Annotated in this window: 24 protein-coding genes; 12 read left to right on the forward strand and 12 right to left on the reverse strand. The window is 68.3% G+C overall.

The genetic code is table 11. The features are described 5' to 3' along the window. Positions 1-3: 3 nt before the first annotated feature. From WFQ67_RS01810 to WFQ67_RS01820, 3 genes are all read right to left on the reverse strand, one after another. A complete protein-coding gene (locus WFQ67_RS01810) occupies positions 4-624 on the reverse strand; it encodes a LysE family translocator (protein WP_213627604.1) in 621 nt (206 codons plus the stop codon). Positions 625-690: 66 nt separating this feature from the next. After that, complete coding sequence (locus tag WFQ67_RS01815; RefSeq protein ID WP_337056139.1) at positions 691-1,491, reverse strand: helix-turn-helix transcriptional regulator; 801 nt, start codon at positions 1,489-1,491, stop codon at positions 691-693. A gap of 2 nt (positions 1,492-1,493) precedes the next feature. Further along, the gene (locus WFQ67_RS01820; RefSeq protein ID WP_213627602.1) at positions 1,494-2,351 is read right to left on the reverse strand and encodes an SDR family oxidoreductase; all 858 of its coding nucleotides are present in this window, start codon (positions 2,349-2,351) and stop codon (positions 1,494-1,496) included. Positions 2,352-2,553: 202 nt separating this feature from the next. On the opposite strand from WFQ67_RS01820, the gene exbB reads away from it, so the two are divergent. The 6 genes from exbB (at position 2,554) to WFQ67_RS01850 (ending at position 9,460) form a co-directional block, all read left to right on the forward strand. After that, positions 2,554-3,693, forward strand: coding sequence for a tonB-system energizer ExbB (gene exbB, locus WFQ67_RS01825; RefSeq protein ID WP_337056031.1), 1,140 nt, complete (start codon positions 2,554-2,556; stop codon positions 3,691-3,693). 4 nt (positions 3,694-3,697) lie between these two features. After that, positions 3,698-4,120, forward strand: a complete 423-nt coding sequence (exbD, locus tag WFQ67_RS01830; protein WP_337056032.1) for a TonB system transport protein ExbD — start codon at positions 3,698-3,700, stop codon at positions 4,118-4,120. Beyond that, positions 4,121-4,861, forward strand: a complete 741-nt coding sequence (locus WFQ67_RS01835) for an energy transducer TonB (protein WP_337056033.1) — start codon at positions 4,121-4,123, stop codon at positions 4,859-4,861. 87 nt (positions 4,862-4,948) lie between these two features. Next, positions 4,949-5,890, forward strand: a complete 942-nt coding sequence (locus WFQ67_RS01840; RefSeq protein WP_213627591.1) for a hydrogen peroxide-inducible genes activator — start codon at positions 4,949-4,951, stop codon at positions 5,888-5,890. Further along, complete coding sequence (gene recG, locus WFQ67_RS01845; RefSeq protein WP_213627589.1) at positions 5,887-7,962, forward strand: ATP-dependent DNA helicase RecG; 2,076 nt, start codon at positions 5,887-5,889, stop codon at positions 7,960-7,962. The genes WFQ67_RS01840 and recG overlap by 4 nt, the downstream gene beginning before the upstream one ends. A gap of 91 nt (positions 7,963-8,053) precedes the next feature. Beyond that, the gene (locus WFQ67_RS01850) at positions 8,054-9,460 is read left to right on the forward strand and encodes an aminoacyl-tRNA deacylase and HDOD domain-containing protein (RefSeq protein ID WP_213627587.1); all 1,407 of its coding nucleotides are present in this window, start codon (positions 8,054-8,056) and stop codon (positions 9,458-9,460) included. 67 nt (positions 9,461-9,527) lie between these two features. Here the strand turns inward: WFQ67_RS01850 and WFQ67_RS01855 are convergent, their stop codons facing one another. From WFQ67_RS01855 to WFQ67_RS01885, 7 genes are all read right to left on the reverse strand, one after another. Further along, a complete protein-coding gene (locus tag WFQ67_RS01855) occupies positions 9,528-10,250 on the reverse strand; it encodes a hypothetical protein (RefSeq protein ID WP_285960339.1) in 723 nt (240 codons plus the stop codon). Between the two features lie 107 nt (positions 10,251-10,357). Continuing rightward, positions 10,358-10,750 carry a helicase gene (locus WFQ67_RS01860; RefSeq protein WP_213627583.1) on the reverse strand — a complete coding sequence of 131 codons (393 nt, stop codon included), beginning with the start codon at positions 10,748-10,750 and terminating at the stop codon, positions 10,358-10,360. Positions 10,751-10,886: 136 nt separating this feature from the next. After that, on the reverse strand, positions 10,887-11,159 hold the full coding sequence (locus WFQ67_RS01865) for an HU family DNA-binding protein (protein WP_021218870.1): 273 nt from the start codon (positions 11,157-11,159) through the stop codon (positions 10,887-10,889). Positions 11,160-11,347: 188 nt separating this feature from the next. Then, entirely contained in the window at positions 11,348-12,496 is a 1,149-nt protein-coding gene (locus tag WFQ67_RS01870; protein ID WP_337056034.1) for an NAD(P)/FAD-dependent oxidoreductase, read from the reverse strand. A 72-nt stretch (positions 12,497-12,568) separates the two neighbouring features. After that, entirely contained in the window at positions 12,569-12,736 is a 168-nt protein-coding gene (locus WFQ67_RS01875) for a rubredoxin (RefSeq protein ID WP_111259362.1), read from the reverse strand. 93 nt (positions 12,737-12,829) lie between these two features. Next, on the reverse strand, positions 12,830-13,831 hold the full coding sequence (locus WFQ67_RS01880; protein ID WP_337056035.1) for a fatty acid desaturase family protein: 1,002 nt from the start codon (positions 13,829-13,831) through the stop codon (positions 12,830-12,832). Further along, positions 13,828-14,676 carry a sugar phosphate isomerase/epimerase family protein gene (locus WFQ67_RS01885; RefSeq protein WP_213627577.1) on the reverse strand — a complete coding sequence of 283 codons (849 nt, stop codon included), beginning with the start codon at positions 14,674-14,676 and terminating at the stop codon, positions 13,828-13,830. The genes WFQ67_RS01880 and WFQ67_RS01885 overlap by 4 nt, the downstream gene beginning before the upstream one ends. Positions 14,677-14,888: 212 nt before the next feature. On the opposite strand from WFQ67_RS01885, the gene WFQ67_RS01890 reads away from it, so the two are divergent. Then, positions 14,889-15,263 (forward strand): winged helix DNA-binding protein, encoded by a 375-nt coding sequence (locus WFQ67_RS01890; protein WP_173174866.1) that lies wholly within the window; start codon positions 14,889-14,891, stop codon positions 15,261-15,263. Positions 15,264-15,312: 49 nt separating this feature from the next. On the opposite strand, the gene WFQ67_RS01895 is transcribed toward WFQ67_RS01890, so the two are convergent. After that, positions 15,313-15,480, reverse strand: a complete 168-nt coding sequence (locus tag WFQ67_RS01895) for a rubredoxin (protein ID WP_021218867.1) — start codon at positions 15,478-15,480, stop codon at positions 15,313-15,315. 168 nt (positions 15,481-15,648) lie between these two features. Between WFQ67_RS01895 and WFQ67_RS01900 the strand changes: the two genes are divergently transcribed. Beyond that, a complete protein-coding gene (locus WFQ67_RS01900; protein WP_173174862.1) occupies positions 15,649-16,203 on the forward strand; it encodes a chorismate--pyruvate lyase family protein in 555 nt (184 codons plus the stop codon). A gap of 27 nt (positions 16,204-16,230) precedes the next feature. Further along, positions 16,231-17,121: a 4-hydroxybenzoate octaprenyltransferase gene (gene ubiA / locus WFQ67_RS01905; RefSeq protein ID WP_271104445.1), complete on the forward strand. Its 891-nt coding sequence runs from the start codon at positions 16,231-16,233 to the stop codon at positions 17,119-17,121. Between the two features lie 35 nt (positions 17,122-17,156). Here the strand turns inward: ubiA and WFQ67_RS01910 are convergent, their stop codons facing one another. After that, on the reverse strand, positions 17,157-17,528 hold the full coding sequence (locus tag WFQ67_RS01910) for a COG4315 family predicted lipoprotein (RefSeq protein WP_337056036.1): 372 nt from the start codon (positions 17,526-17,528) through the stop codon (positions 17,157-17,159). 269 nt (positions 17,529-17,797) lie between these two features. Here WFQ67_RS01910 and phoB point away from each other — a divergent pair, with 269 nt between their 5' ends. The 3 genes from phoB (at position 17,798) to WFQ67_RS01925 (ending at position 21,258) form a co-directional block, all read left to right on the forward strand. Further along, positions 17,798-18,487 (forward strand): phosphate regulon transcriptional regulator PhoB, encoded by a 690-nt coding sequence (gene phoB / locus WFQ67_RS01915; protein WP_111259356.1) that lies wholly within the window; start codon positions 17,798-17,800, stop codon positions 18,485-18,487. A gap of 24 nt (positions 18,488-18,511) precedes the next feature. Beyond that, positions 18,512-19,816 carry a phosphate regulon sensor histidine kinase PhoR gene (gene phoR, locus WFQ67_RS01920; RefSeq protein ID WP_337056037.1) on the forward strand — a complete coding sequence of 435 codons (1,305 nt, stop codon included), beginning with the start codon at positions 18,512-18,514 and terminating at the stop codon, positions 19,814-19,816. 101 nt (positions 19,817-19,917) lie between these two features. Continuing rightward, positions 19,918-21,258 (forward strand): hemolysin family protein, encoded by a 1,341-nt coding sequence (locus WFQ67_RS01925; protein WP_173174856.1) that lies wholly within the window; start codon positions 19,918-19,920, stop codon positions 21,256-21,258. Positions 21,259-21,283: the final 25 nt, after the last annotated feature.

Raw genomic sequence — 21,283 nt, forward strand, 5'->3', positions numbered from 1 at the left:
CCCTCAGCAGGCGCCGGCCACCAGCCACGCGCCCAACGCCGCCAGCAAGGCCCCGCAGGCCCTGTCCAGCAGCGCCACCCGGCGCTGCAGCCAGAGCCGCCAGCGCGAATGCCCCAGCAGGCGCACCAGCCCCATGTCCCAGGCCAGCACCACCAGGGTCATCCACAGCATCGACAGCCCCAGCCCCCATCCGGGCATCGCCGCACCCCGCAGCGCGCCGAACAGCCCCGCGTAGAAGATCGGCAGCTTGGGGTTCAGGCTGCTCGCCGCCAGCCCCTCCAGCATTCCCCGCCGCCAGGAGCCCTCCGCTCCGGTATCGCCCTCCCCGGGCAGTTGCAGACGGCGCCGCGCCATCAGCGCCTGCCCACCCAGCCAGAGGAAGTAGGCGCCGCCCAGCAACTGCAGCCCCCGCCACAACCCGCCGCCCTCGGCCGGTAGCAGGCTCAATGCCAGCAGCACCAGCAGCATGCTCGCCAGGTTGGCCAGGGCGATGCCCGCCGCGCAGCCATCGGCATGACGGCGGCCCCGGGTCAGGGCGGCACGCAACAGCAGGAAGAAGTCCGGGCCGGGGGACAGCAAGGCGGCGAAGTGGGTGCCGGCGACCAGCAGGAACAGAGCGAACATCGAGAGGGCCTCCAGGATCGAGGCACCAGTGTCATGGCCTGGCAGCGGCCCGGTCTTGGAGAAAACTCAGGTGCGCGCGGCGCGGCGGAACTGCCCCGGGGTCACCCCGGTGAAACGCTTGAAGGTGCCGGAGAAGTGCGCCTGGTCGTAGAAGCCGAGGCCGAGCGCCACCTCCAGCGGCGTCTGGTCCCCCAGCAGCAGGCGCTTGGCTTCGCGCACCCGGCGCTGCAGCAGGTAGGTGTGCGGCGGCACGCCATAGGCACGGCGGAACGCCTCGATCAGGTGGCGCGGATGGCGCTGCACCAGCGCCGCCAACTGCTCCAGGCTGACGGCCTCGGCATGGTGGGCCTCCAGGTAGTCGCGCAGGAAGGCGGTCATGCCCCCATCCCGGCTCGCCGGCGCCGCCGCGCGCAACCCGCCATGGCGCACGAAGACGCGCTCCAGCAGCGCCAGCAGCTCGCTTTCCAGGGTCAAAGGATCATTGCGCCCGAATTCCTCGGCCAGGCGCGCCAGCCCCGCCGCGACGGCACCGTCATCCACCGGATTGAGCGCGGTGAAGCCGGTCGGCAGGCGCTTGCGCCCCAGCAGCGCCGGGAGGCGTGCTTCCTCGACATAGAGCATGCGGTAGACCAGCCGCTCGCTGATGGCATGCCCGGTATGCGGCTCCTCCGGGTTCATCAGCGACAGCGTGCCCGCCGCCAGGGCATGGCGCGCGCCCCGGCACTGGTAGCCGCCGATACCCTGGAGGATCGCGCCGATGGCGAACGCATCGTGGCTGTGACGGCCGAAGGGCTGCCCGGAGAAATCCGCATGGAACAACTCCACCCCCGGCAGCCCGGGACGGGCGAGCATGCGATTGGCGTCCAGGCTCAGGCCCCCTTCAGCACGGCGGCGTAGCCTTCGCGGTAGCTGGGGTAGAGCGGTTGCCAGCCCAGCGCCCGGGCACGGGCGTTGCTGCAGCGCTTGCTGCCGGCACGGCGCACGGTGGACTCCTCCGCCCACTCGGTGACACCCAGGGTCTCGCGCAGCCAGCCCACCACTTCGTGCAGCGGCGCCGGCGCATCGTCGACGCCCAGGTAATCCCCGGCAAGCTCGACACCGCGGGCATCGGCCTGGAGCAGGAAGGCCAGCAGGCCGGCGGCGTCTTCGGCGTGGATGCGGTTGGCGAACAGCGGCGGCTCGCTCACCACGCGGTAGCCCATGCGCACCTGCTTCAGCAGCCATTCGCGGCCGGGGCCGTAGATGCCGGTCAGGCGCACCACGGTCGCCGGGATGCCGCTGCTGCGGGCGAGGCGCTCGGCCTCCAGCATGATCCGCCCGGAATAGCTCTCCGCCTCGGCAGGCGAATCCTCGTCGACCCACTGGCCATCCGCCTGGGCGTACACGCCGCTGCTGGACACGAAGAGCAGGCGACGCGGGCGCTGGCCGGACTGCTCCAGCCAGGCCAGCACATGACGCAGGCCCTCGACATAGGCGGAGCGGTAGCCGGGCTCGTCGTGCCGGGTGGCGGCGGCGCAGTAGACCAGGTAGTCCAGCTGGCCCTGTGGCCAGGCCTGCGGACGGGCGGGCGCCTCAAGGTCACCCGCGACCGGCAGCACGCCGAGGGGCAGCGCCGAGGCATTTCGTCGCAACCCATGGACGGGCCAGCCCGCTTCGAGCATACGTAAGGCGAGCCGGCTGCCGACATCGCCGCAGCCGGCGATCAGCAAGGACGGGGAGGCGGACATAGGGGGCGGGCTCCAGGGAAAAGTGCAGAGCATAGGGGGCGCAGGAGCAATCGCCAAACCCCCGCCGCCGGGCCGGACAAAGGTAATAAAGTTACATTGTCACTTTTATAAACAAGAATTACTTGCAATAATGTTCGCCCTTTTGTCCGTGATACCTCTATCGAATACGGACGAAACCGCAATTTTCTTTTCAGGTCCGGCCATGAAACCTATTGCATCCCTCGTCCAGCCCACCCTCGTCTCTCGCTTTTCCCGCCCCGTCGCGGCGCTGATGATCAGCCTGATGCTGCTCCCGGCTGGCGCGGCGCTGGCTGAGGAACCCACCAGTGCCGCCCCGGCAGCGGTCGAGACCCCGGCAACCGCAGCGGCACCGGGTGCCGCGCAGGCTGGCGCACCGGAGTCCCTCGGACTGACCGCCCTGCGCGAGTCCATCGACACCCTGGGCCCGCAGGCCACCCCGGAGCAGATCCGCGAGGCGACCCGCCAGAAGATGCAGGAGCGTGGCGCCTCCGCCGAGGAGATCACCACCACCATGGACCGCCTCGCCGAAGGCGAGAAGCTCGGCCAGGACCTGGCCGCCGCGCTGAGCGGCGCCGCCCTGGATGGCGCGCTGGCCGGCGAGGAAGCCGACAACGGCCTGGGCCACGACCTGTCGCCCTGGGGCATGTACCAGAACGCCGACGTGGTGGTTAAGGGCGTGATGATCGGCCTGGTACTGGCCTCGATCCTCACCTGGACCGTCTGGGTCGCCAAGGGCATCGAGCTGCTGGGCGCCAAGCGCCGCCTGCGCGAGGAGCTGGCCCGGCTGAAAGCTGCACGCAACCTGCCGGAAGCCGCCGAAAGCGCCAGCCGCGAAGGCAGCCTGTCACGCGTCCTGGTGCACGACGCCCTGGAAGAGATGAAGCTCTCGGCCAACACCCGCGAGAAGGAGGGCATCAAGGAGCGCGTCAGCTTCCGCCTTGAGCGCCTGGTCGCCGCCAGCGGCCGGCAGATGAGCCAGGGCACCGGCGTACTCGCCACCATCGGTTCCACCGCCCCCTTCGTCGGCCTGTTCGGCACCGTGTGGGGCATCATGAACAGCTTCATCGGCATCGCCAAATCCCAGACCACCAACCTCGCCGTGGTCGCCCCCGGCATCGCCGAGGCCCTGCTGGCCACCGCCATGGGCCTGGTCGCGGCGATCCCCGCCGTGGTGATCTACAACGTCTTCGCCCGCTCCATTGCCGGCTACAAGGCCCAGGTGGCCGACGCTTCCGCCCAGGTCCTGCTGCTGGTCAGCCGCGACCTGGACCACCTGCCTGCCGACCGCAGCCAGGCCCCGCACATGGTCAAGGTGAGCTGATCCGATGGGCCTGCATCTGAACGAGGGCGGTGACGATCTCCAGGAAACCCACGAGATCAACGTCACCCCATTCATCGACGTCATGCTGGTGCTGCTCATCATCTTCATGGTCGCGGCGCCCCTGGCCACGGTCGACATCAAGGTCGACCTGCCGGCCTCCACCGCCAAGCCCGCGCCACGCCCGGACAAGCCGATCTACCTGAGCATCAAGGAAGACCGGAGCCTGTACCTGGACAACGTGCAGGTCCCGCAGGAGCGGCTCGGCGCCGAACTGGACAAGCTGACCAACGCCGACAAGGACAAGACCATCTTCGTCCGCGGCGACAAGTCGGTCGACTACGGCAAGCTGATGGAAGTGATGGACGCCATGCGCGGCGCCGGCTACCTGAAGATCGGCCTGGTGGGACTCGAGACGGTCGGGAAGTAGATGAGCCAGGCAAAACGCAACCTGTGGTGGGCCTTCAGCCTCCTCGTCGTGTTCGGCATCCATGCACTGGTGTTCGTCTGGGCCCTGTTCTGGCACGCCACCGTCGAGCCCATCGAGCTGCCGCCGGCGGCCATGATGATCGAGCTGGAACCGCTGCCCGCACCGGCCCCCGTGCCCACTCCGCCGCCGCCCCCGCGCGTCGAGCCGGAACCGGACCCGCTGCCCAAGCTGGCCGAGGCGCCGAAGCCGACCATCGCCATCGCGCCCAAGCCGAAACCCAAGCCGAAGCCGCCGAAACCCAAGCCCCCGGAGCCCAAGCCCGAGCAGAAACCCCAGGAGCAGGAATCGACCAAGGAGACGGTTTCCGCGCCGACCACGGCAGCACCGAGTGACGCCAAGCCGGCCGCGCCGCAACAGAGCATGGCCAGCGCGCCCTCACAAGCCAGGGAAACCTGGCAGAGCAAGCTGATGGCTCACCTGGCACGCTTCAAGAAGTACCCGGAAGACGCACGTCGCCGGAACTTCGAGGGCGTCAACCGCCTGCGCTTCACCGTGGACGGAGAAGGCAAGGTCACCGCCTACAGCATCACCGGCAAGTCGGGCAGCGCCTCGCTCGATCGCGCCACCCTTGAGATGATCCGTCGCGCCCAGCCGCTGCCGCCCCCTCCGCCAGAGCTGCTGACCAACGGCGTGCTGGAAGTGACGGCACCCTTCGTCTACTCCCTGGACCGCCGCCGCTGAGTTGATCCGCCCCCGCAAAGGGGGCGGCTGCTGTTGGTTCCATTGAGAGCAGCCGCTATGCTTGGGCCACTCCAATGGAATAAGACTATGACCCTCACCGAACTGCGCTACATCGTCACCCTCGCTCAGGAACAGCACTTCGGCCGCGCGGCGGAGCGTTGCCACGTCAGCCAGCCGACGCTGTCGGTGGGCGTGAAGAAGCTCGAGGACGAGCTGGGCGTGCTGATCTTCGAGCGCAGCAAGAGCGCGGTGCGCCTGACCCCGGTGGGCGAGGGCATCGTCACCCAGGCGCAGAAGGTGCTGGAGCAGGCCCAGGGCATCCGCGAACTGGCCCAGGCCGGCAAGAACCAGCTGACCGCACCGCTCAAGGTCGGCGCCATCTACACCGTCGGCCCCTACCTGTTCCCCCACCTGATTCCCCAGCTGCACCGCGTCGCACCGCAGATGCCGCTGTACATCGAAGAGAACTTCACCCACATCCTGCGCGACAAGCTGCGCACCGGCGAGCTGGACGCGATCATCATCGCGCTGCCCTTCGCCGAAGCCGATGTGCTGACCAAGCCCCTCTACGACGAGCCCTTCTACGTGCTGCTGCCGGCCAACCATCCCTGGACGACGAAGAAGACCATCGACAGCGAGCTGCTCAACGACAAGAGCCTGCTGCTGCTCGGTGAAGGCCACTGCTTCCGCGACCAGGTGCTCGAAGCCTGCCCGACCCTGCGCAAGGGTGGCGAGGACAGCGCCAAGCACACGACCGTGGAGTCCAGCTCCCTGGAAACCATCCGCCACATGGTCGCCTCCGGCCTCGGTGTCTCGATCCTGCCGTTCTCGGCGGTGGACAGCCATCACTACGCCCCGGGCGTGATCGAGATCCGCCCGCTGACCCCGCCGGTGCCGTTCCGCACCGTCGCCATCGCCTGGCGCGCCAGCTTCCCGCGCCCGCGCGCCATCGAGGTACTGGCCGACTCCATCCGCCTGTGCTCGGTGGCCCGCCCGCAGCAGGCACAGGCCGAACCGCAACCGGCATGACCGAGCTCTCTCAGGTTCCCGTCACCGTGCTCAAGGGCGTCGGTGACGCGCTGGCGGAGAAGCTCGCCAAGGTCGGCCTGGAGAACCTCCAGGACATCCTCTTCCACCTCCCGCTGCGCTACCAGGACCGCACCCGCGTGGTGCCCATCGGCGCCCTGCGCCCCGGCCAGGACGCGGTGGTCGAAGGCACCGTCACCGGCGCCGACGTGGTCATGGGCAAGCGCCGCAGCCTGCTGGTGCGCCTGCACGACGGCACGGGCGCGCTGAGCCTGCGCTTCTACCACTTCAGCAACGCGCAGAAGGAAGGCCTCAAGCGCGGCACCCAGCTGCGCTGCTACGGCGAGGCCCGCCCCGGCGCCTCGGGCCTGGAGATCTACCACCCCGAGTACCGCGCACTCAACGGCGACGAACCGGCCCCGGTGGAGCAGACCCTGACGCCCATCTACCCGACCACCGAAGGCCTGACCCAGCAACGCCTGCGCCAGCTCAGCCAGCTGGCGCTCGCCCGCCTGGGCCCGGAAAGCCTGCCGGACTGGCTCCCGGAGGAGCTGGCCCGCGACTACCGCCTGGGCCCGCTCGACGAAGCCATCCGCTACCTGCACCGGCCGCCGCCGGACGCCGATCTCGACGAACTCGCCGAAGGCCAGCACTGGGCCCAGCACCGCCTCGCCTTCGAGGAACTGCTCACCCACCAGCTTTCCCTGCAGCGGCTGCGTGAGACCCAGCGCGCCCAGCAGGCACCCCAGCTGCCACCGGCGAAGAAACTGCCGCAACGCTACCTGGCCAACCTCGGCTTCAAGCCCACCGGCGCCCAGCAACGGGTCGGCGCCGAGATCGCCTACGACCTCGCACAGCCCGAGCCGATGCTGCGCCTGGTACAGGGCGACGTCGGCGCCGGCAAGACCGTGGTCGCCGCGCTGGCGGCCCTGCAGGCCCTGGAGGCCGGCTACCAGGTCGCGCTGATGGCGCCCACCGAGATCCTCGCCGAGCAGCACTTCCTCAACTTCAGCAAATGGCTGCAGCCGCTGGGCATCGAAGTCGCCTGGCTCGCCGGCAAGCTCAAGGGCAAGGCACGCGCCGCCGCGCTGGAACAGATCGCCGCTGGCGCCCCCATGGTCGTGGGCACCCATGCGCTGTTCCAGGACGAAGTGCAGTTCAAGCGCCTGGCCCTGGTGATCATCGACGAGCAGCACCGCTTCGGCGTGCAGCAGCGCCTGGCCCTGCGCAAGAAGGGCATCGACGGCCGCCTCAGCCCGCACCAGCTGATCATGACCGCCACGCCCATTCCGCGGACGCTGGCCATGAGCGCCTACGCCGACCTCGACACGTCGATCCTCGACGAGCTGCCCCCCGGACGCACCCCGGTCAATACCGTGCTGGTGGCCGACAACCGCCGCATGGAGGTGATCGAGCGGGTCCGCGCCGCCTGCCAGGAAGGGCGCCAGGCCTATTGGGTCTGCACCCTGATCGAGGAATCCGAGGAGCTGACCTGCCAGGCTGCGGAAACCACCTTCGAGGAGCTGTCGTCCGCCCTTGGCGAGCTGCGCGTGGGGCTGATCCACGGCCGCATGAAGGCGCCGGAGAAGGCGGCGGTGATGGACGAGTTCAAGCAGGGCAGGCTGCAGCTGCTGGTGGCGACCACGGTGATCGAAGTGGGCGTCGACGTGCCCAACTCCAGCCTGATGATCATCGAGAACCCCGAGCGCCTGGGCCTGGCCCAGCTGCACCAGCTGCGCGGGCGTGTCGGCCGAGGCAGCGCCGCCAGCCACTGCGTGCTGCTCTACCACCCGCCGCTGTCGCAGCTGGGCCGCGAGCGCCTGGGCATCATGCGCGAGACCAGCGACGGTTTCGTGATCGCCGAGAAGGACCTGGAGCTGCGTGGGCCCGGCGAGATGCTGGGCACCCGGCAGACCGGCCTGCTGCAGTTCAAGGTCGCCGACCTGATGCGCGACGCCGACCTGCTGCCGGCCGTGCGCGACGCCGCGCAAGCCTTGATGGAACGCTGGCCCCAGCACGTGAGTCCGTTATTGGAGCGCTGGTTGCGCCACGGCCAGCAATACGGCCAAGTGTGACGTGGCGCACATTGCGCCGGTCGCCTGACCCATCAGTCACCCAGGCCGCTCGTTATACTCCGGGCAGTCGCTTTTTCGCTGGATGCTACCCATGACCGAAGTCGCTCTCGCTCCAGATTCAGAACCCCAAGCCCCGTCGGTGATCCTGCAACTGCTGGACAAACTGGGCCTGGCCTACCGGATACGCCTCGAAGAGCCCTCCCTGGAGCCGGCCCGTCGCGTGCAGGCGGTTCTGCTGGAAGACGCGGTCGGCACCCTGCTGGTGTTCTACCCGCGCAACCAGTTGCTGGACCTGAACCGTCTCGCCGAACTCACCGGCCGCAAGCTGGTGGCGGTGAAGCCGGAGCGCTTCGACCGCATGCTCGGCAAGCACGACCTCAACACCCTGCCGGCCCTGCCGCCCTTGACCAGCTCGCCCTGCCTGTATGACGAGCGCCTGCTGCAGGAGCCGCAGCTGCTGATCGAATCCGGCCACTCCGGCGTATTGCTGGAACTGGCCGCCGAGGATTTCCGCCAGCTGCTGAGCAAGGCCAGCGCCGCCCGTTTCGGCGTGCCGCTGAGCAGTATCCGCCTCAACCTCGATCGCCCTGACGACGACCGCGCCGAGATCACCCAGGCGGTGCAGGCCTTCACCGCCCGCCGCATCCAGCAGCGCCTCGAGGAGACCATCGAGATCCCGCCGCTGCCGGAAACCGCACAGAAGATCATCAAGCTGCGGGTCGACCCCAACGCCACCGTCGACGACATCACCGGCGTGGTCGAGACCGACCCGGCCCTGGCCGCCCAAGTGGTGAGCTGGGCGGCGTCGCCCTATTACGCCGCGCCCGGCAAGATCCGCTCGGTGGAGGACGCCATCGTCCGCGTGCTGGGCTTCGACCTGGTGATCAACCTCGCCCTCGGCCTGGCCCTGGGCAAGACCCTGAGCCTGCCCCGCGAGCAGCCGCAACACGCCACGCCCTACTGGCACCAGGCGATCTACACCGCCGCCGTGATCGAGGGCCTGACCCGCGCCATCCCCCGCGCGCAGCGCCCGGAAGCCGGGCTGACCTACCTCGGCGGCCTGCTGCACAACTTCGGCTACCTGGTGCTGGCCCATGTCTTCCCGCCGCATTTCACGCTGATCTGCCGCCACCTGGAGGTCAACCCGCACCTGGCGCACGGCTATGTCGAGCAGCACCTGCTGGGCATCACCCGCGAGCAGATCGGCAGCTGGCTGATGCGCTTCTGGGACATGCCGGAGGAGCTGGCCACCAGCCTGCGCTTCCAGCACGACCCGCACTACGACGGCGCCCATGCCGCCTACCCGAACCTCGTCTGCCTGGCCGTCAGCCTGCTGCGCTCCCGCGGCATCGGCACCGGCCCGGTGGAGGAAATCCCCGACGAGCTGTTCGAGCGCCTGGGGCTGTCCCGCGACAAGGCCGAGGAATCGGTGAGCAAGGTGCTGGAGGCCGAGGCCGCGCTGCGCGAGCTGGCGTCCCAGTTCAACCCGCCGCACTGACGCGGGCAGTCGAAGAAAGGGGCCTGGTGGCCCCTTTTTCATGGCTGCGCTGGCGACGCGCTGCGCACTACTTGAGCAGCGCCCGGCGCTTGGCGAAGACCCCGGGCAGCGCCTCCAGGCTCAGCTCCAGCAGCTGCTTGACCGCAGGCCGCTCGTAGAGCTCCGCATAGGCCCGGACATCGTCGCTGGGCATCTGCCGGTAGGCGTACAGCATGAAGGACTCCACCGCCTGCTCACTGCTGGCGCGGATGCCTTCGGCCTGCTTGGCGGTCTGTTCGGCCAGGGCCTTCTCGCCGATCTTCTCGCCGCGCTGGCGCAGGGTCAGCATGGCCAGGGTCTTGCCCACTTCGTAGCGCAGCAGCGCGGCGAGGTCGGTGGTTCGCGCCGCGCGGTCGAGCCGGCGCACCAGATCCAGGCGATCGGCACGCGGCGGCTTGCTCGCCAGCTGGGTGCGGTAGCTGGCCAGCCCTTCGCCCACATCGCGCTCAGCCGCAGTGAAGCGCTGCGCCAAGGGGCTATCGAGGGCGGCCTCGACCTCGGCGAGCTGCTCGGCGCTGACCTTGGGCGCGACGGCAGCGGCCAGGTCACGGCACATCGCGTCGGCTTCGAAGGCCTTGTTCAGCTGCTTGAGGTAGCGTTCCGGCGCGCCGCGCTGCAACAGCGGGCCGCTCTGCTCGCAGAGCAGGCGTACACCGGCCAGCTCGAAGGCCTTGGCCAGATCGTCAGGTTTCGGGGCCGCGAAAGCGGTGAGACTGCCGAGCAGCAGCGGTAGGGCGAGGAGGGCACGCATGAGCTGGATTCCATTGATACGAGCACCCCTCGCCAGAGAGGGGCGCACAGGAATCAGCCTAGCGAAAGCACCGCGCGCCGACCAGCGACGCCGCGGCCGAATGCGGATCAGGCAGCCTTTTTGGCGGCAGCCTTCTTCTTAGGCACCAGGTACTTGGTCAGGCCCTGGAACCAGATCACCAGCGCGGGGTTGCCCTGGATCTGGATGTCCTTGTTCTGGATGCCATGCATGAAGGCCAGCTGCTTGTTCTTGGCGTTCATGGTGGCGAAGCCGTAGGCGCCGTCCTTGAAGCCGATGGCGAAGGCCGGGGCCTCGGCGGTGCCGCGCTTGCTGGTCACGCGCTGGTCTCTGACGATGAAGTGCCGCGCGACCTTGCCGTCCAGGGTATGCAGCTGGAAGACCAGGTCCTTGCCGGCGAGCTGCTCCTGAAAAGCGGCGTTGTCACGGCTGGCCTTGGCCATCAGGCGGCCCAGCATCCAGAGGAGAAGACGGAATTTCATGCGCACGAGCCTCGGCTGAAAATGGAACGGCGGCGCATTGTAGCGGTTTGCGAGAAGGACTACAGCCAGACTTGGGATGGGCAAGAAGTGCTGTCAGATCACACCCGGAGCCTGGCGGCCCCGGGTGTCCATGGCCTTAGTTGACCGCGTCCTTCAGGGACTTGCCCGGCTTGAAGGCGACGGTGTTGCTGGCCTTGATCTTGACCGGTTGGCCGGTCTGGGGATTCTTGCCCGTGCGAGCACCGCGGTGGCGCTGCAGGAAGGTGCCGAAACCGACGAGAGTCACGCTGTCCTTGCGGTTCAGCGCACTGGTGATTTCTTCGAGAACGGCGTTGAGTACACGATTGGCCTGATCCTTGGTGAGATCGGCCTTTTCGGCGATGGCGGCGGCGAGTTCCGGTTTACGCATAGATGCCTCTTTGACGGTTTGTTGTTTTTGTGTCCGTGCTGTCCATCCAGAACAGCGCCCAAGGCGCCGCAACAGCTCTGCGCTGCGGCAGACCAGAGGGAGGATGGCATGCCGCAAAGGGCCGCGCCAGTGTTGTCCGACAGTTTTGGACGCGAACCCGATGACTATTCCGACAGAAGGCCGGCCATTCACGCCAGCAAGGGAGGCAGTTCACGGTTCAGGGCCAGCTTCTCCTGAACCGCCGCGCCGGTCAGCGCGTAGCCCAGCAGGCGGCCGCTGGTGTCGCGGCACAGGGCCTTGATATCGGCGCCCGCGCCTTCCACCGTCCAGGCGCCTTCCAGGCCACGGGGCGGTGGCGAGACCACCAGCGGGCAGGCAGGTGTCTTCACCGTCACCGGCATCGGTCCGTAGCTGACGGCGGTGGCGTTGCCCGCCAGGGTCTGTGCCAGTGCCCGGGCGCAGGCCATCAGCGGCATCACGTAGAGCAGGTTGATGCCATCCACCTCGGCGCAATCGCCCAGGGCATAGATGTTGGCGTGGGAGGTCTTCAGGTGGCGGTCCACCATCACCCCGCGGTTGACGTCTAGCCCGGCCGCCGCTGCCAGGGCAGTGCGCGGTCGCAGGCCGACCGCCGAGATCACCAGGTCGCAGGCGATGCGGGTGCCGTCGGAAAGGTGCGCGTCCAGCCCATCGCCGGCGTGGTTGAGGCTGGCCAGCACCGGACCGAGGTGGAAGCGTACGCCCAGCCCTTCGAGGCCGGCCTGCACCGCCGCGGCTGCCGCCGGGTGCAGCAGGCCGGGCATCACCTGCTCGCAGGGCGCCACCAGTTCCACTTCGTAGCCGCCCAGGGTCAGGTCGTTGGCGAATTCGCAGCCGATCAGGCCGGCGCCGAGCACCAGCACGCGCTTCTTGCCCGCCGCCGCGTTGCGGAAGCGCGCGTAGTCCTCGAGGTCGTTGATCGGGAACACCGCGTCCCCGGCGTCGCCCTCCACCGGCACGCGGATGACCTCGGCGCCCCAGGCCAGCACCAGGTCGCGGTAGTCCACCGCTTCCTCGCCTATCCACAGGCGGCGGTGGCCCGGGTCGATACCGGTGATGCGGGTGTGGGTGCGGATCTCGGCCTTCAGTTGGTCGGCCATGGCGCCGGCTTCGGCCATCGCCAGGCCGTCGGCGTCCTTGTTCTTGCCGAAGCCGGTGGACAGCATCGGCTTGGAGTAGGAGCGACCATCGTCGGCGCTGATCAGCAACAGCGGCGTCTCGCCGTCCAGCTTGCGGAACTCCTTGGCCAGGTTGTAGCCGGCCAGGCCGGTCCCGACGATCACCACGGGTGCACTCATCTCTCACTCCTCAGCTGCAAAACGACGCGACGGCCCAGGGGCCGTCGCTGAATATCGGGGGGATGTCGCGGATCAGGCGATCTCGATCATCTCGAAGTCGATCTTGCCCACGCCACAGTCGGGGCAGACCCAGTCCGGCGGGATGTCTTCCCAGCGCGTGCCCGGGGCGATGCCCTCGTCCGGCAGGCCCAGGGCCTCGTCATAGATGAAGCCGCAAACCACGCATTGCCACTTGCGCATGAGCACCTCCTCCAGGCGAAAAACCTTGAGACCCTACTCCAATTGCCAACCCCTCGCCAAGGCTTGGCGCGGCCCGCCCGACGGAGGTTGGGCTCAGATCGCGGTGAGGAACGACACCCCGTAGACACCGATGAACCCGGGGCCTTCGCGGTGGGGCAGGCCCGCCACCTGGTCGCCCTGGTCGACGTTCAGCACCCGCTCCACGCGATGCCGGTGCAGATTGGCCAGCAGCCGGCGCGCCGGCAGCACCGGCTCGTCCTGCGCTCCATACAGCTCGCGGTGCAACGCCGGCAGGCGGTACCAGGGCGTGGTCGGCTTCTCGTGGTGGGCGTTGTGGTAGCCGAAGTTGAGCACCAGCAGGTTGAGCAACGGCGAATGGCCGAACGGGTTGGAAAAGGTGTTGCGCTGCTCATAGGCCGCATCGGGACGCGCGCCGGCCGGCTGGTCCAGGCCGACCACCACCTCGTAGGTGTGCTGGTGCATGTCCATCAGGCGCATCACCCAGAGGAACAACAGGTAGGCCAGGCCGTAGCCCAGCAGCGCCGGCCAGGCCAGCACGCCCAGGGCGACGAAGGCGGCCCCGCGCAGCACCAGGCAGCCCAGCACGCGGCGACGACGAGCGCGATAGCCCTCGACCAGGAAGGGGCTGGCGATCACCGAGGCATGCATCAGCAGCTCCACCGCCGGCACATGCAGCCACTCCAGCGCCTGCACCGCGTGCAACAGGGCGGGCCGCGCCAGGAGCAGGGCGCGGTAGTCGAAAGCCACCACGTCGGCACGGTCGACGTGATGGCGCATGTGCTTGCGCCGGAGCCCGTCGTAGTCCCCGTAGCAGCCACCTACCAGCACGCTGAGCAGGGCGCCCAGGCGCGCATTCCATTCGCGCTGGAGGAACACCGCCTGGTGCGCACAGTCGTGGATCAGGTAGGCACCGATGACCATCCCGTGGGCCAGCGCCAGCACCCCCAGGGGCCAGCTCCAGGGTTCGGCCAGCACCATCAGCGCCAGGCCGCCGCCCCAGGCAGCGAAGGCATAGAGGGTCGCGAGCAGGGTCGGCCACAGGCCGTCGTCATGACGCAGGCGGGGCAGGTTCATGCGTCACCTCCGATCCAGCGGCAAAAGTGCTCGCGCTCGGTGTAGCCCATCCAGCGGTTCACCTGCCACAGGTCCGCCACCGGCTGGTCGGTGAAGGGCAGGGTGTGCAGGTAGCGATCGGGACCGAACTCCGGGGTCATGCTGCTCAGGCTTGCACCACGTCGCCGCTGGGCACGCCATACCGCCTCCCAGAAGCGCTGGTGGAACGCCAGGCAGTCGGCGTACTCCGGCGCGGCCGGGTGCGGCACCTGCGGCCCCTGTGGATAACCCACCCGCCCGTGCACGTGCCGGACCTGTTCGGCCACCGCCAGCAGCAGGTCCCAGTCATCGTCCAGCAGGCGCTCGGCGACCACCACCCAGTGGCTGATGTCCGCCGTCAGGCGCAGGTCCGGCAGTTGCCGCAGCAGCGTCTCGGTGACCCAGGGATTGAACATCGAGCGCCCGCGATGGGTTTCGAAGCTCAAGGGCACGCCCAGGTCCACCTCCAGTTCGAGGGCGGCGGCGAAGAAATCGCGCTGCACCGCCAGCGGCCAGGCATCGCAACCGGCGATCACGTTACACAGCAACGGCCTCAGCGGCTGGGCGGCCCGCACCTTGCGCCGCAGGTCCGCCAGGTGCTCGGCAGGGGTCGCATGGCGATCGGGAACATAGCTGCCGCCGGTGCAGACCTCGGCGATGAAGGGCACGCCGTGCTCGCTCAACGCCTGGCCCAACGCATCACGGGCCTCGGGCGCTTCCGGTACCGCGGCTTCGAGACCGTCGAAGCCGGCCTCCAGCGCCAGCCGGGCCGCCTCATCGGGCGCTCCGTGGAACCCCCACAGGGTCTTGAATAACTTAAACTGCATCGCATTCTCCACGCCCGGGATGGGCCGATGGAGAGGCGGGAGCAACGGCCGTGCCAGCCAGGTGGCAAGCGGACAAAGCCGTTGTTTTGAATGCAAATTTGCACATTAATGGGCGAGCGGCCGGCTCGCGCCTCTTCGCCCCCCTGCACGAAGACCGTGCAAGAACATGCAAATCTGCACCATAAACACCACACCCGAGGAAGCCTCGATCCATGACCCGCCGCCACAGCCAGAGCAATCGCCGCGCCGTCGCCCAGGCGATCATCGACATGGACGAAAGCTGGATCGCCCTGTTCGCCGACCTCGGCCTGGGGGACCTCTGCTACAGCGACCTGTTCACCCACATGTGGCTGCGCCGTGACCAGTTGCTGCGCAAGACCGACCTCTACGCCTGCATGCCCAGCATCAGCCGGCGCACCGCGGTGAAATACGTGCAGCAACTGATCGACCAGGGCCTGCTGGAGGAAACCGGTTCGGAAGATGACAGGCGGGTGCGCCAGGTGGCCCTGACCGAGCCGGTGATCGAGCGCCTGGAGCGCTTCTACGACCAGGCCTGCGAACACTTCGCGGCACTGGCCAGGGGCTGAAGCGAAAGGGGATACGGGCCCGCCGCCTTGCACGGGGGCCCGGGGTGGATCAGCCGATCTCGATCATCTCGAAGTCCAGCTTGCCGACGCCGCAATCGGGGCACAGCCAGTCGGCCGGCACGTCTTCCCAGCGGGTGCCCGGCGCGATGCCGTCGTCCGGCCAGCCCTGGGATTCGTCATAGATCAGACCACAGACCACGCATTGCCACTTTTTCATTATCGTCCTCGGCGGAACTCACGGTTTGGCGCGCAACCTATACCAAACGCGCCACAGCGCCAAGACGCCGGGCGACGGGATGAAGAGCGCCTGCGGCAAAGCGCCACCCCACGAAACGCCCCTGGCACCGTGTTAGACTCCCGCGCCGCCCAGACCGCCAGGACCATCGTGCCAGACGCCGCCCTCGCCCATCCGCCCCGCTGGCTCAGCGCCACGCAACTGCACCCCGCGCCCCCGGCAGGGCTGCGTGACTGGCTGTTCGACCAGGGCTCGCTGACCCGTCGCCTCACCGCCCTCTCGGCCGACGCCTTCAGCGTCACCCCGCTGGTGGAGGGCTGGCAGGTGCTGCGCACCGACGAATGCACCGCCCTCGGCGTGCCGGACGGCAGCCAGGGCTGGGTCCGCGAGGTCTACCTGCGCGGCCACGGCGAAGCCTGGGTATTCGCCCGCAGCGTGGCGGCGCGCAGTGCGCTGGAGGGCTCCGGCCTCGCCCTGGGCGAGCTGGGCAGCCGCTCTCTCGGCGAGTTGCTGTTCAGCGACCGCGCCTTCGCCCGCGGCCCCATCGAAGTCACCCGCTATCCCGCCGCCTGGCTGCCGGCAGAGGTACGCGCAGAGCGCCTGTGGGGGCGCCGCTCCTGTTTCCGCCGGGGTGATCTGGCGGTGCTGGTGGCCGAGATATTCCTGCCCACACTGTGGCAGCACGCCGGCATCGAGCCCGTATAATCCGCCCACGCCCAGCGGAGACCGCCGATGTACCTCAAGCTCCTGCAATCGCTCAACCGCCTGCACCCCCGCGCCTGGGACTTCGTCCAGCTGACGCGCATGGACAAGCCCATCGGCATCTACCTGCTGCTCTGGCCGACGCTCTGGGCGCTGTGGGTCGCCGGCGAGGGCCGCCCGAGCCTGAAGAACGTCCTGGTGTTCGTCCTCGGCGTGGTGCTGATGCGCGCAGCCGGCTGCGTGATCAATGACTACGCCGACCGCCATTTCGATGGCCACGTCTCCCGCACCAAGGCCCGCCCCCTGGCCAGCGGCGCGATCAGGCCGCGCGAGGCGCTGGTGTTCTTCGCCGTGCTGGTGGCGCTCAGCTTCGGCCTGGTGCTGCTGACCAACGCCACCACCATCTGGCTGTCATTCGGCGGCCTGGCCCTGGCCGCCTGCTACCCCTTCATGAAGCGGTACACCTTCTACCCCCAGGTGGTGCTCGGTGCGGCCTTCTCCTGGGGCATGCCCATGGCCTTCACCGCCGAGACCGGCGAGCTGCCGGCGGCAGCCTGGTTGCTGTACATCGCCAACCTGCTGTGGACGGTGGCCTACGACACCTACTACGCCATGACCGACCGCGAGGACGACCTGAAGATCGGCGTCAAATCCACCGCCATCCTCTTCGGCGATGCCGACCGCATCATCATCGCCACCCTGCAGGGCCTGGCGCTCCTGTGCCTGTTGCTGGCCGGCAGCCGCTTCGAGCTGGGCTTGTACTTCCACCTCGGCCTGCTCGGCGCCGCCGCCTGCTTCGCCTGGGAATCCTGGAGCACACGCACGCGAGATCCGCAGGCCTGCTTCAAGGCCTTCCTGCACAACCATTGGGCGGGGATGGCGATCTTCATCGGCCTGGTGGCCGACTACGCGCTGCGCTGAACCCGCGCAGCGCGGACTTCAAGGCGAACCAGGGCTCAGGGCTTGGCCACGTGCCAGACCTGCATCTTGCCGTCGCCGGTCCTGTCGCCAGCCTTCTTGTCCATGACGAAGGTGTAGAGCGGCTTGCCGTCGTAGGCCCATTGGCTGGAGCCGTCGTCACGCTTGACCAGGCTCCACTTGCCCTCGGCCTTGGCGCCGGCCTCGGCCATCAGCGGTGGCCAGTTTTTCGCGCATTCGCCGCTGCAGTGGGACATGCCCATGGCGTCCTTGTCGAAGGTGTAGAGGGTCATGCCCTGCTGGTCGACCAGCAAGCCGTCCTTCTCCATCGCCGGCTCCGCAGCCAGCAACGGCCAGGACAGCAGGGCGCCGGCCAGGACGGCCAGGATCTGTGGATAGGTTCTGCTCATCATGTTTCTCCTCGGGTGGGATCACCTCGGCCCGGCAACCACCGGCCCCATTGCAAGGGGTACGGCAGGCAGGCAGCCGGCACCCTGGAATGGGCCGCGCCGGTCCGGCTGCGGCATTGCGCCGGCAGCCCGCTGAGCATAGTCGAGGCCAGCGCGCCGCCCGTCGACGCGCGGCGGAGCCGGCGGCAACATCCCGGTGTCATATAGCTGCAATAATTCCGTTATCTAATGCGCGCAAACCAGCTGAACAAGCGACCCGAGGCGGATACATGGTTGGCAAGAACATCCTGATAGTCGACGACGAAGCGCCCATCCGCGAAATGATCGCGGTGGCCCTGGAAATGGCCGGCTACGAGTGCCTGGAGGCCGAGAACACCCAGCAGGCACACGCCATCATCGTCGACCGCAAACCCGACCTGATCCTTCTCGACTGGATGCTCCCCGGCACCTCCGGCATCGAGTTGGCCCGCCGCCTGAAGCGCGACGAGCTGACCGGCGACATCCCGATCATCATGCTCACCGCCAAGGGTGAGGAGGACAACAAGATCCAGGGTCTGGAGGTCGGCGCCGACGACTACATCACCAAGCCCTTCTCGCCCCGCGAGCTGGTGGCCCGCCTCAAGGCCGTGCTGCGCCGCGCCGGTCCCACCGACAGCGAAGCGCCGATCGAGATCGGCGGCCTGCTGCTGGACCCCATCAGCCACCGCGTCACCATCGACGGCAAGCCCGCCGAGATGGGCCCGACCGAGTACCGCTTGCTGCAGTTCTTCATGACCCACCAGGAGCGTGCCTACACCCGTGGCCAGCTGCTGGACCAGGTCTGGGGCGGCAACGTGTACGTCGAGGAGCGCACCGTGGACGTGCACATCCGCCGCCTGCGCAAGGCCCTGGGCGATGCCTACGAAAACCTGGTGCAGACCGTGCGCGGCACCGGTTATCGTTTTTCCACCAAGGGCTGATCCCACCGAACAAGGAAGCGACCGTTGAACCAGGACTGGCGTCGCGCCGTAATCCGCCGTTTGCTCCTCCTCCTCGTCGCCTGCCTGCTCGGCGGATTCATCACCGGCGAGTACGGCTGGGCGCTGGCCGTCGGCCTCGGTGCCTACCTCGGCTGGACCCTCAGCCAACTGCTGCGCCTGCACAAGTGGCTCAAGGAACACAAACCCGACGAGCCGCCGCCGGACGGCTACGGCCTGTGGGGCGAAGTGTTCGACAGCATCTACCACCTGCAGCGCCGCGACCAGCGCGTGCGCGGGCGCCTGCAGGCGGTGATCGACCGCGTGCAGGAGTCCACCGCCGCCCTCAAGGACGCCGTGGTGATGCTCGACAGCGAGGGCAACCTCGACTGGTGGAACCGCGCCGCCGAGAACCTGCTGGGCCTCAAGACCCCGCAGGACAGCGGCCAGCCGGTGACCAACCTGATCCGCCACCCGCGCTTCAAGGAATACTTCGAGCAGGAAAACTACCGCGAGTCCCTCGACCTGCCCTCGCCGGTCAACGACCGCCTGCGCCTGCAGTTCCACATCACCCAGTACGGCAACCGCGAGCACCTGATGCTGGTGCGCGACGTCACCCGCATCCACCAGCTGGAACAGATGCGCAAAGACTTCGTCGCCAACGTCTCCCACGAACTGCGCACCCCGCTGACCGTGATCGCCGGCTACCTGGAGACCCTGCTGGACAACGTCGAGGACGTGAACCCGCGCTGGGCCCGCGCCCTGCAACAGATGAACTCGCAGGCCGGGCGCATGCAGAACCTGCTCAACGACCTGCTGCTGCTGGCCAAGCTCGAAGCCACCGACTACCCCTCGGACAACCAGCCGGTGGTGGTCGACGCCCTGCTGCAGAGCATCCGCCACGACGCCATCGCCCTGTCCGGCAGCCGCCAGCACAGGATCACCCTGGAAGCCGACGCCGCCTGCAGGCTGCGCGGCAGCGAGGCCGAGCTGCGCAGCGCCTTCTCCAACCTGGTGTTCAACGCGGTCAAGTACACCCCCGACGGTGGCGACGTGCGCATCCGCTGGTGGAGCGACGAGCAGGGCGCGCACCTGGCCGTGCAGGACTCCGGCATCGGCATCGAGAGCAAGCACCTGCCACGCCTGACCGAGCGCTTCTACCGGGTCGACTCCAGCCGCGCCAGCAACACCGGCGGCACCGGCCTGGGCCTGGCCATCGTCAAGCACGTGCTGATCCGCCACCGTGGCCGCCTGGACATCAGCTCCGTGCTCAACCACGGCAGCACCTTCACCTGCCACTTCCCGCCCAGCCAGGTCGCGCCGCGCGCCTGAACGCGCGCCAGGCGGCACCGGGCCCGGACAGGGCCCGGCGTCTTGCAAACTGCCGTCCCAGCCCTCACCCTTAGCCGATCATTCGCTGACCAAAGCCCCCAATGGACCCGTCCCCCGCTAGTTCACTGACTTCCTATTTCGCCGACTTCGGCCTCGTTCTGTTCGCCCTGTTCCTCGTCGTGCTCAACGGTTTCTTCGTGGCCGCCGAGTTCGCCATGGTCAAGCTGCGAGCCACCCGTGTCGAAGCCATCGCCGACAAGCACGGCTGGCGCGGCAGCATCCTGCGCACCGTGCACAACCAACTGGACGCCTACCTCTCGGCCTGCCAGCTGGGCATCACCCTCGCCTCGCTCGGCCTCGGCTGGGTCGGCGAGCCGGCCTTCGCCCACCTGCTCGGCCCGCTGCTCGGCGCCGTCGGCATCGAGTCGGAGAAACTGGCCCACGGCATCTCCTTCTTCACCGCCTTCTTCATCATTTCCTACCTGCACATCGTGGTCGGCGAGCTGGCGCCCAAGTCCTGGGCCATCCGCAAGCCCGAGCTGCTGTCGCTGTGGACGGCGGTGCCGCTGTACCTCTTCTACTGGCTGATGTACCCGGCCATCTGGCTGCTCAACGCCAGCGCCAACGCCATCCTGCGCATCGCCGGGCAAGGCGAGCCCGGCCCGCACCACGAGCACCACTACAGCCGCGACGAGCTGAAGCTGATCCTCCACTCCAGCCGCGCCCGCGACCCCAGCGACCAGGACATGCGCGTGCTGGCCTCCGCCGTCGAGATGGGCGAGCTGGAAGTGGTCGACTGGGCCAACTCCCGCGAGGACCTGATCTACCTGGAGCACGACGCGCCGCTGGCCGACATCCTCAGCGTGATCCGCCGCCACAAGTACAGCCGCTACCCGGTGCACAACGCCCAGACCGGCGAGTTCATCGGCGTGCTGCACATCAAGGACCTGCTCCTGGCCCTCTCCGCGCTGGACAGCCTGCCCGAGTCCTTCGACCTGGCCGAACTGACCCGTCCCGTGGAGCGCGTGACCAAGCACATGCCGCTGTCGCGCCTCCTGGAACAGTTCCGCCAGGGCGGCGCGCACTTCGCCCTGGTCGAGGAGGCCGACGGCAAGGTGGTCGGCTTCCTGACCATGGAAGACGTGCTCGAAGTGCTGGTCGGCGACATCCAGGACGAACACCGCAAGACCGAGCGCGGCATCCTCGCCTACCAGCCCGGCAAGCTGCTGGTGCGCGGCGACACCCCGCTGTTCAAGGTCGAGCGCCTGCTGGGCATCGACCTCGACCACGTCGAGGCGGACACCCTCGCAGGCCTGATCTACGAAACCCTCAACCGCGTCCCCGAGGAAGAGGAAGTGCTGGAGACCGAAGGCCTGCGCATCATCGTCAAGAAGATGAAAGGCCCGAAGATCGTCCTCGCCAAGGTGGTCAGCATCGACTGACCCGCCATCCGGCAGCAAAGACGGG

It is taken from the genome of Pseudomonas sp. USHLN015 (assembly GCF_037153275.1).
Classification (GTDB): domain Bacteria; phylum Pseudomonadota; class Gammaproteobacteria; order Pseudomonadales; family Pseudomonadaceae; genus Metapseudomonas; species Metapseudomonas tohonis.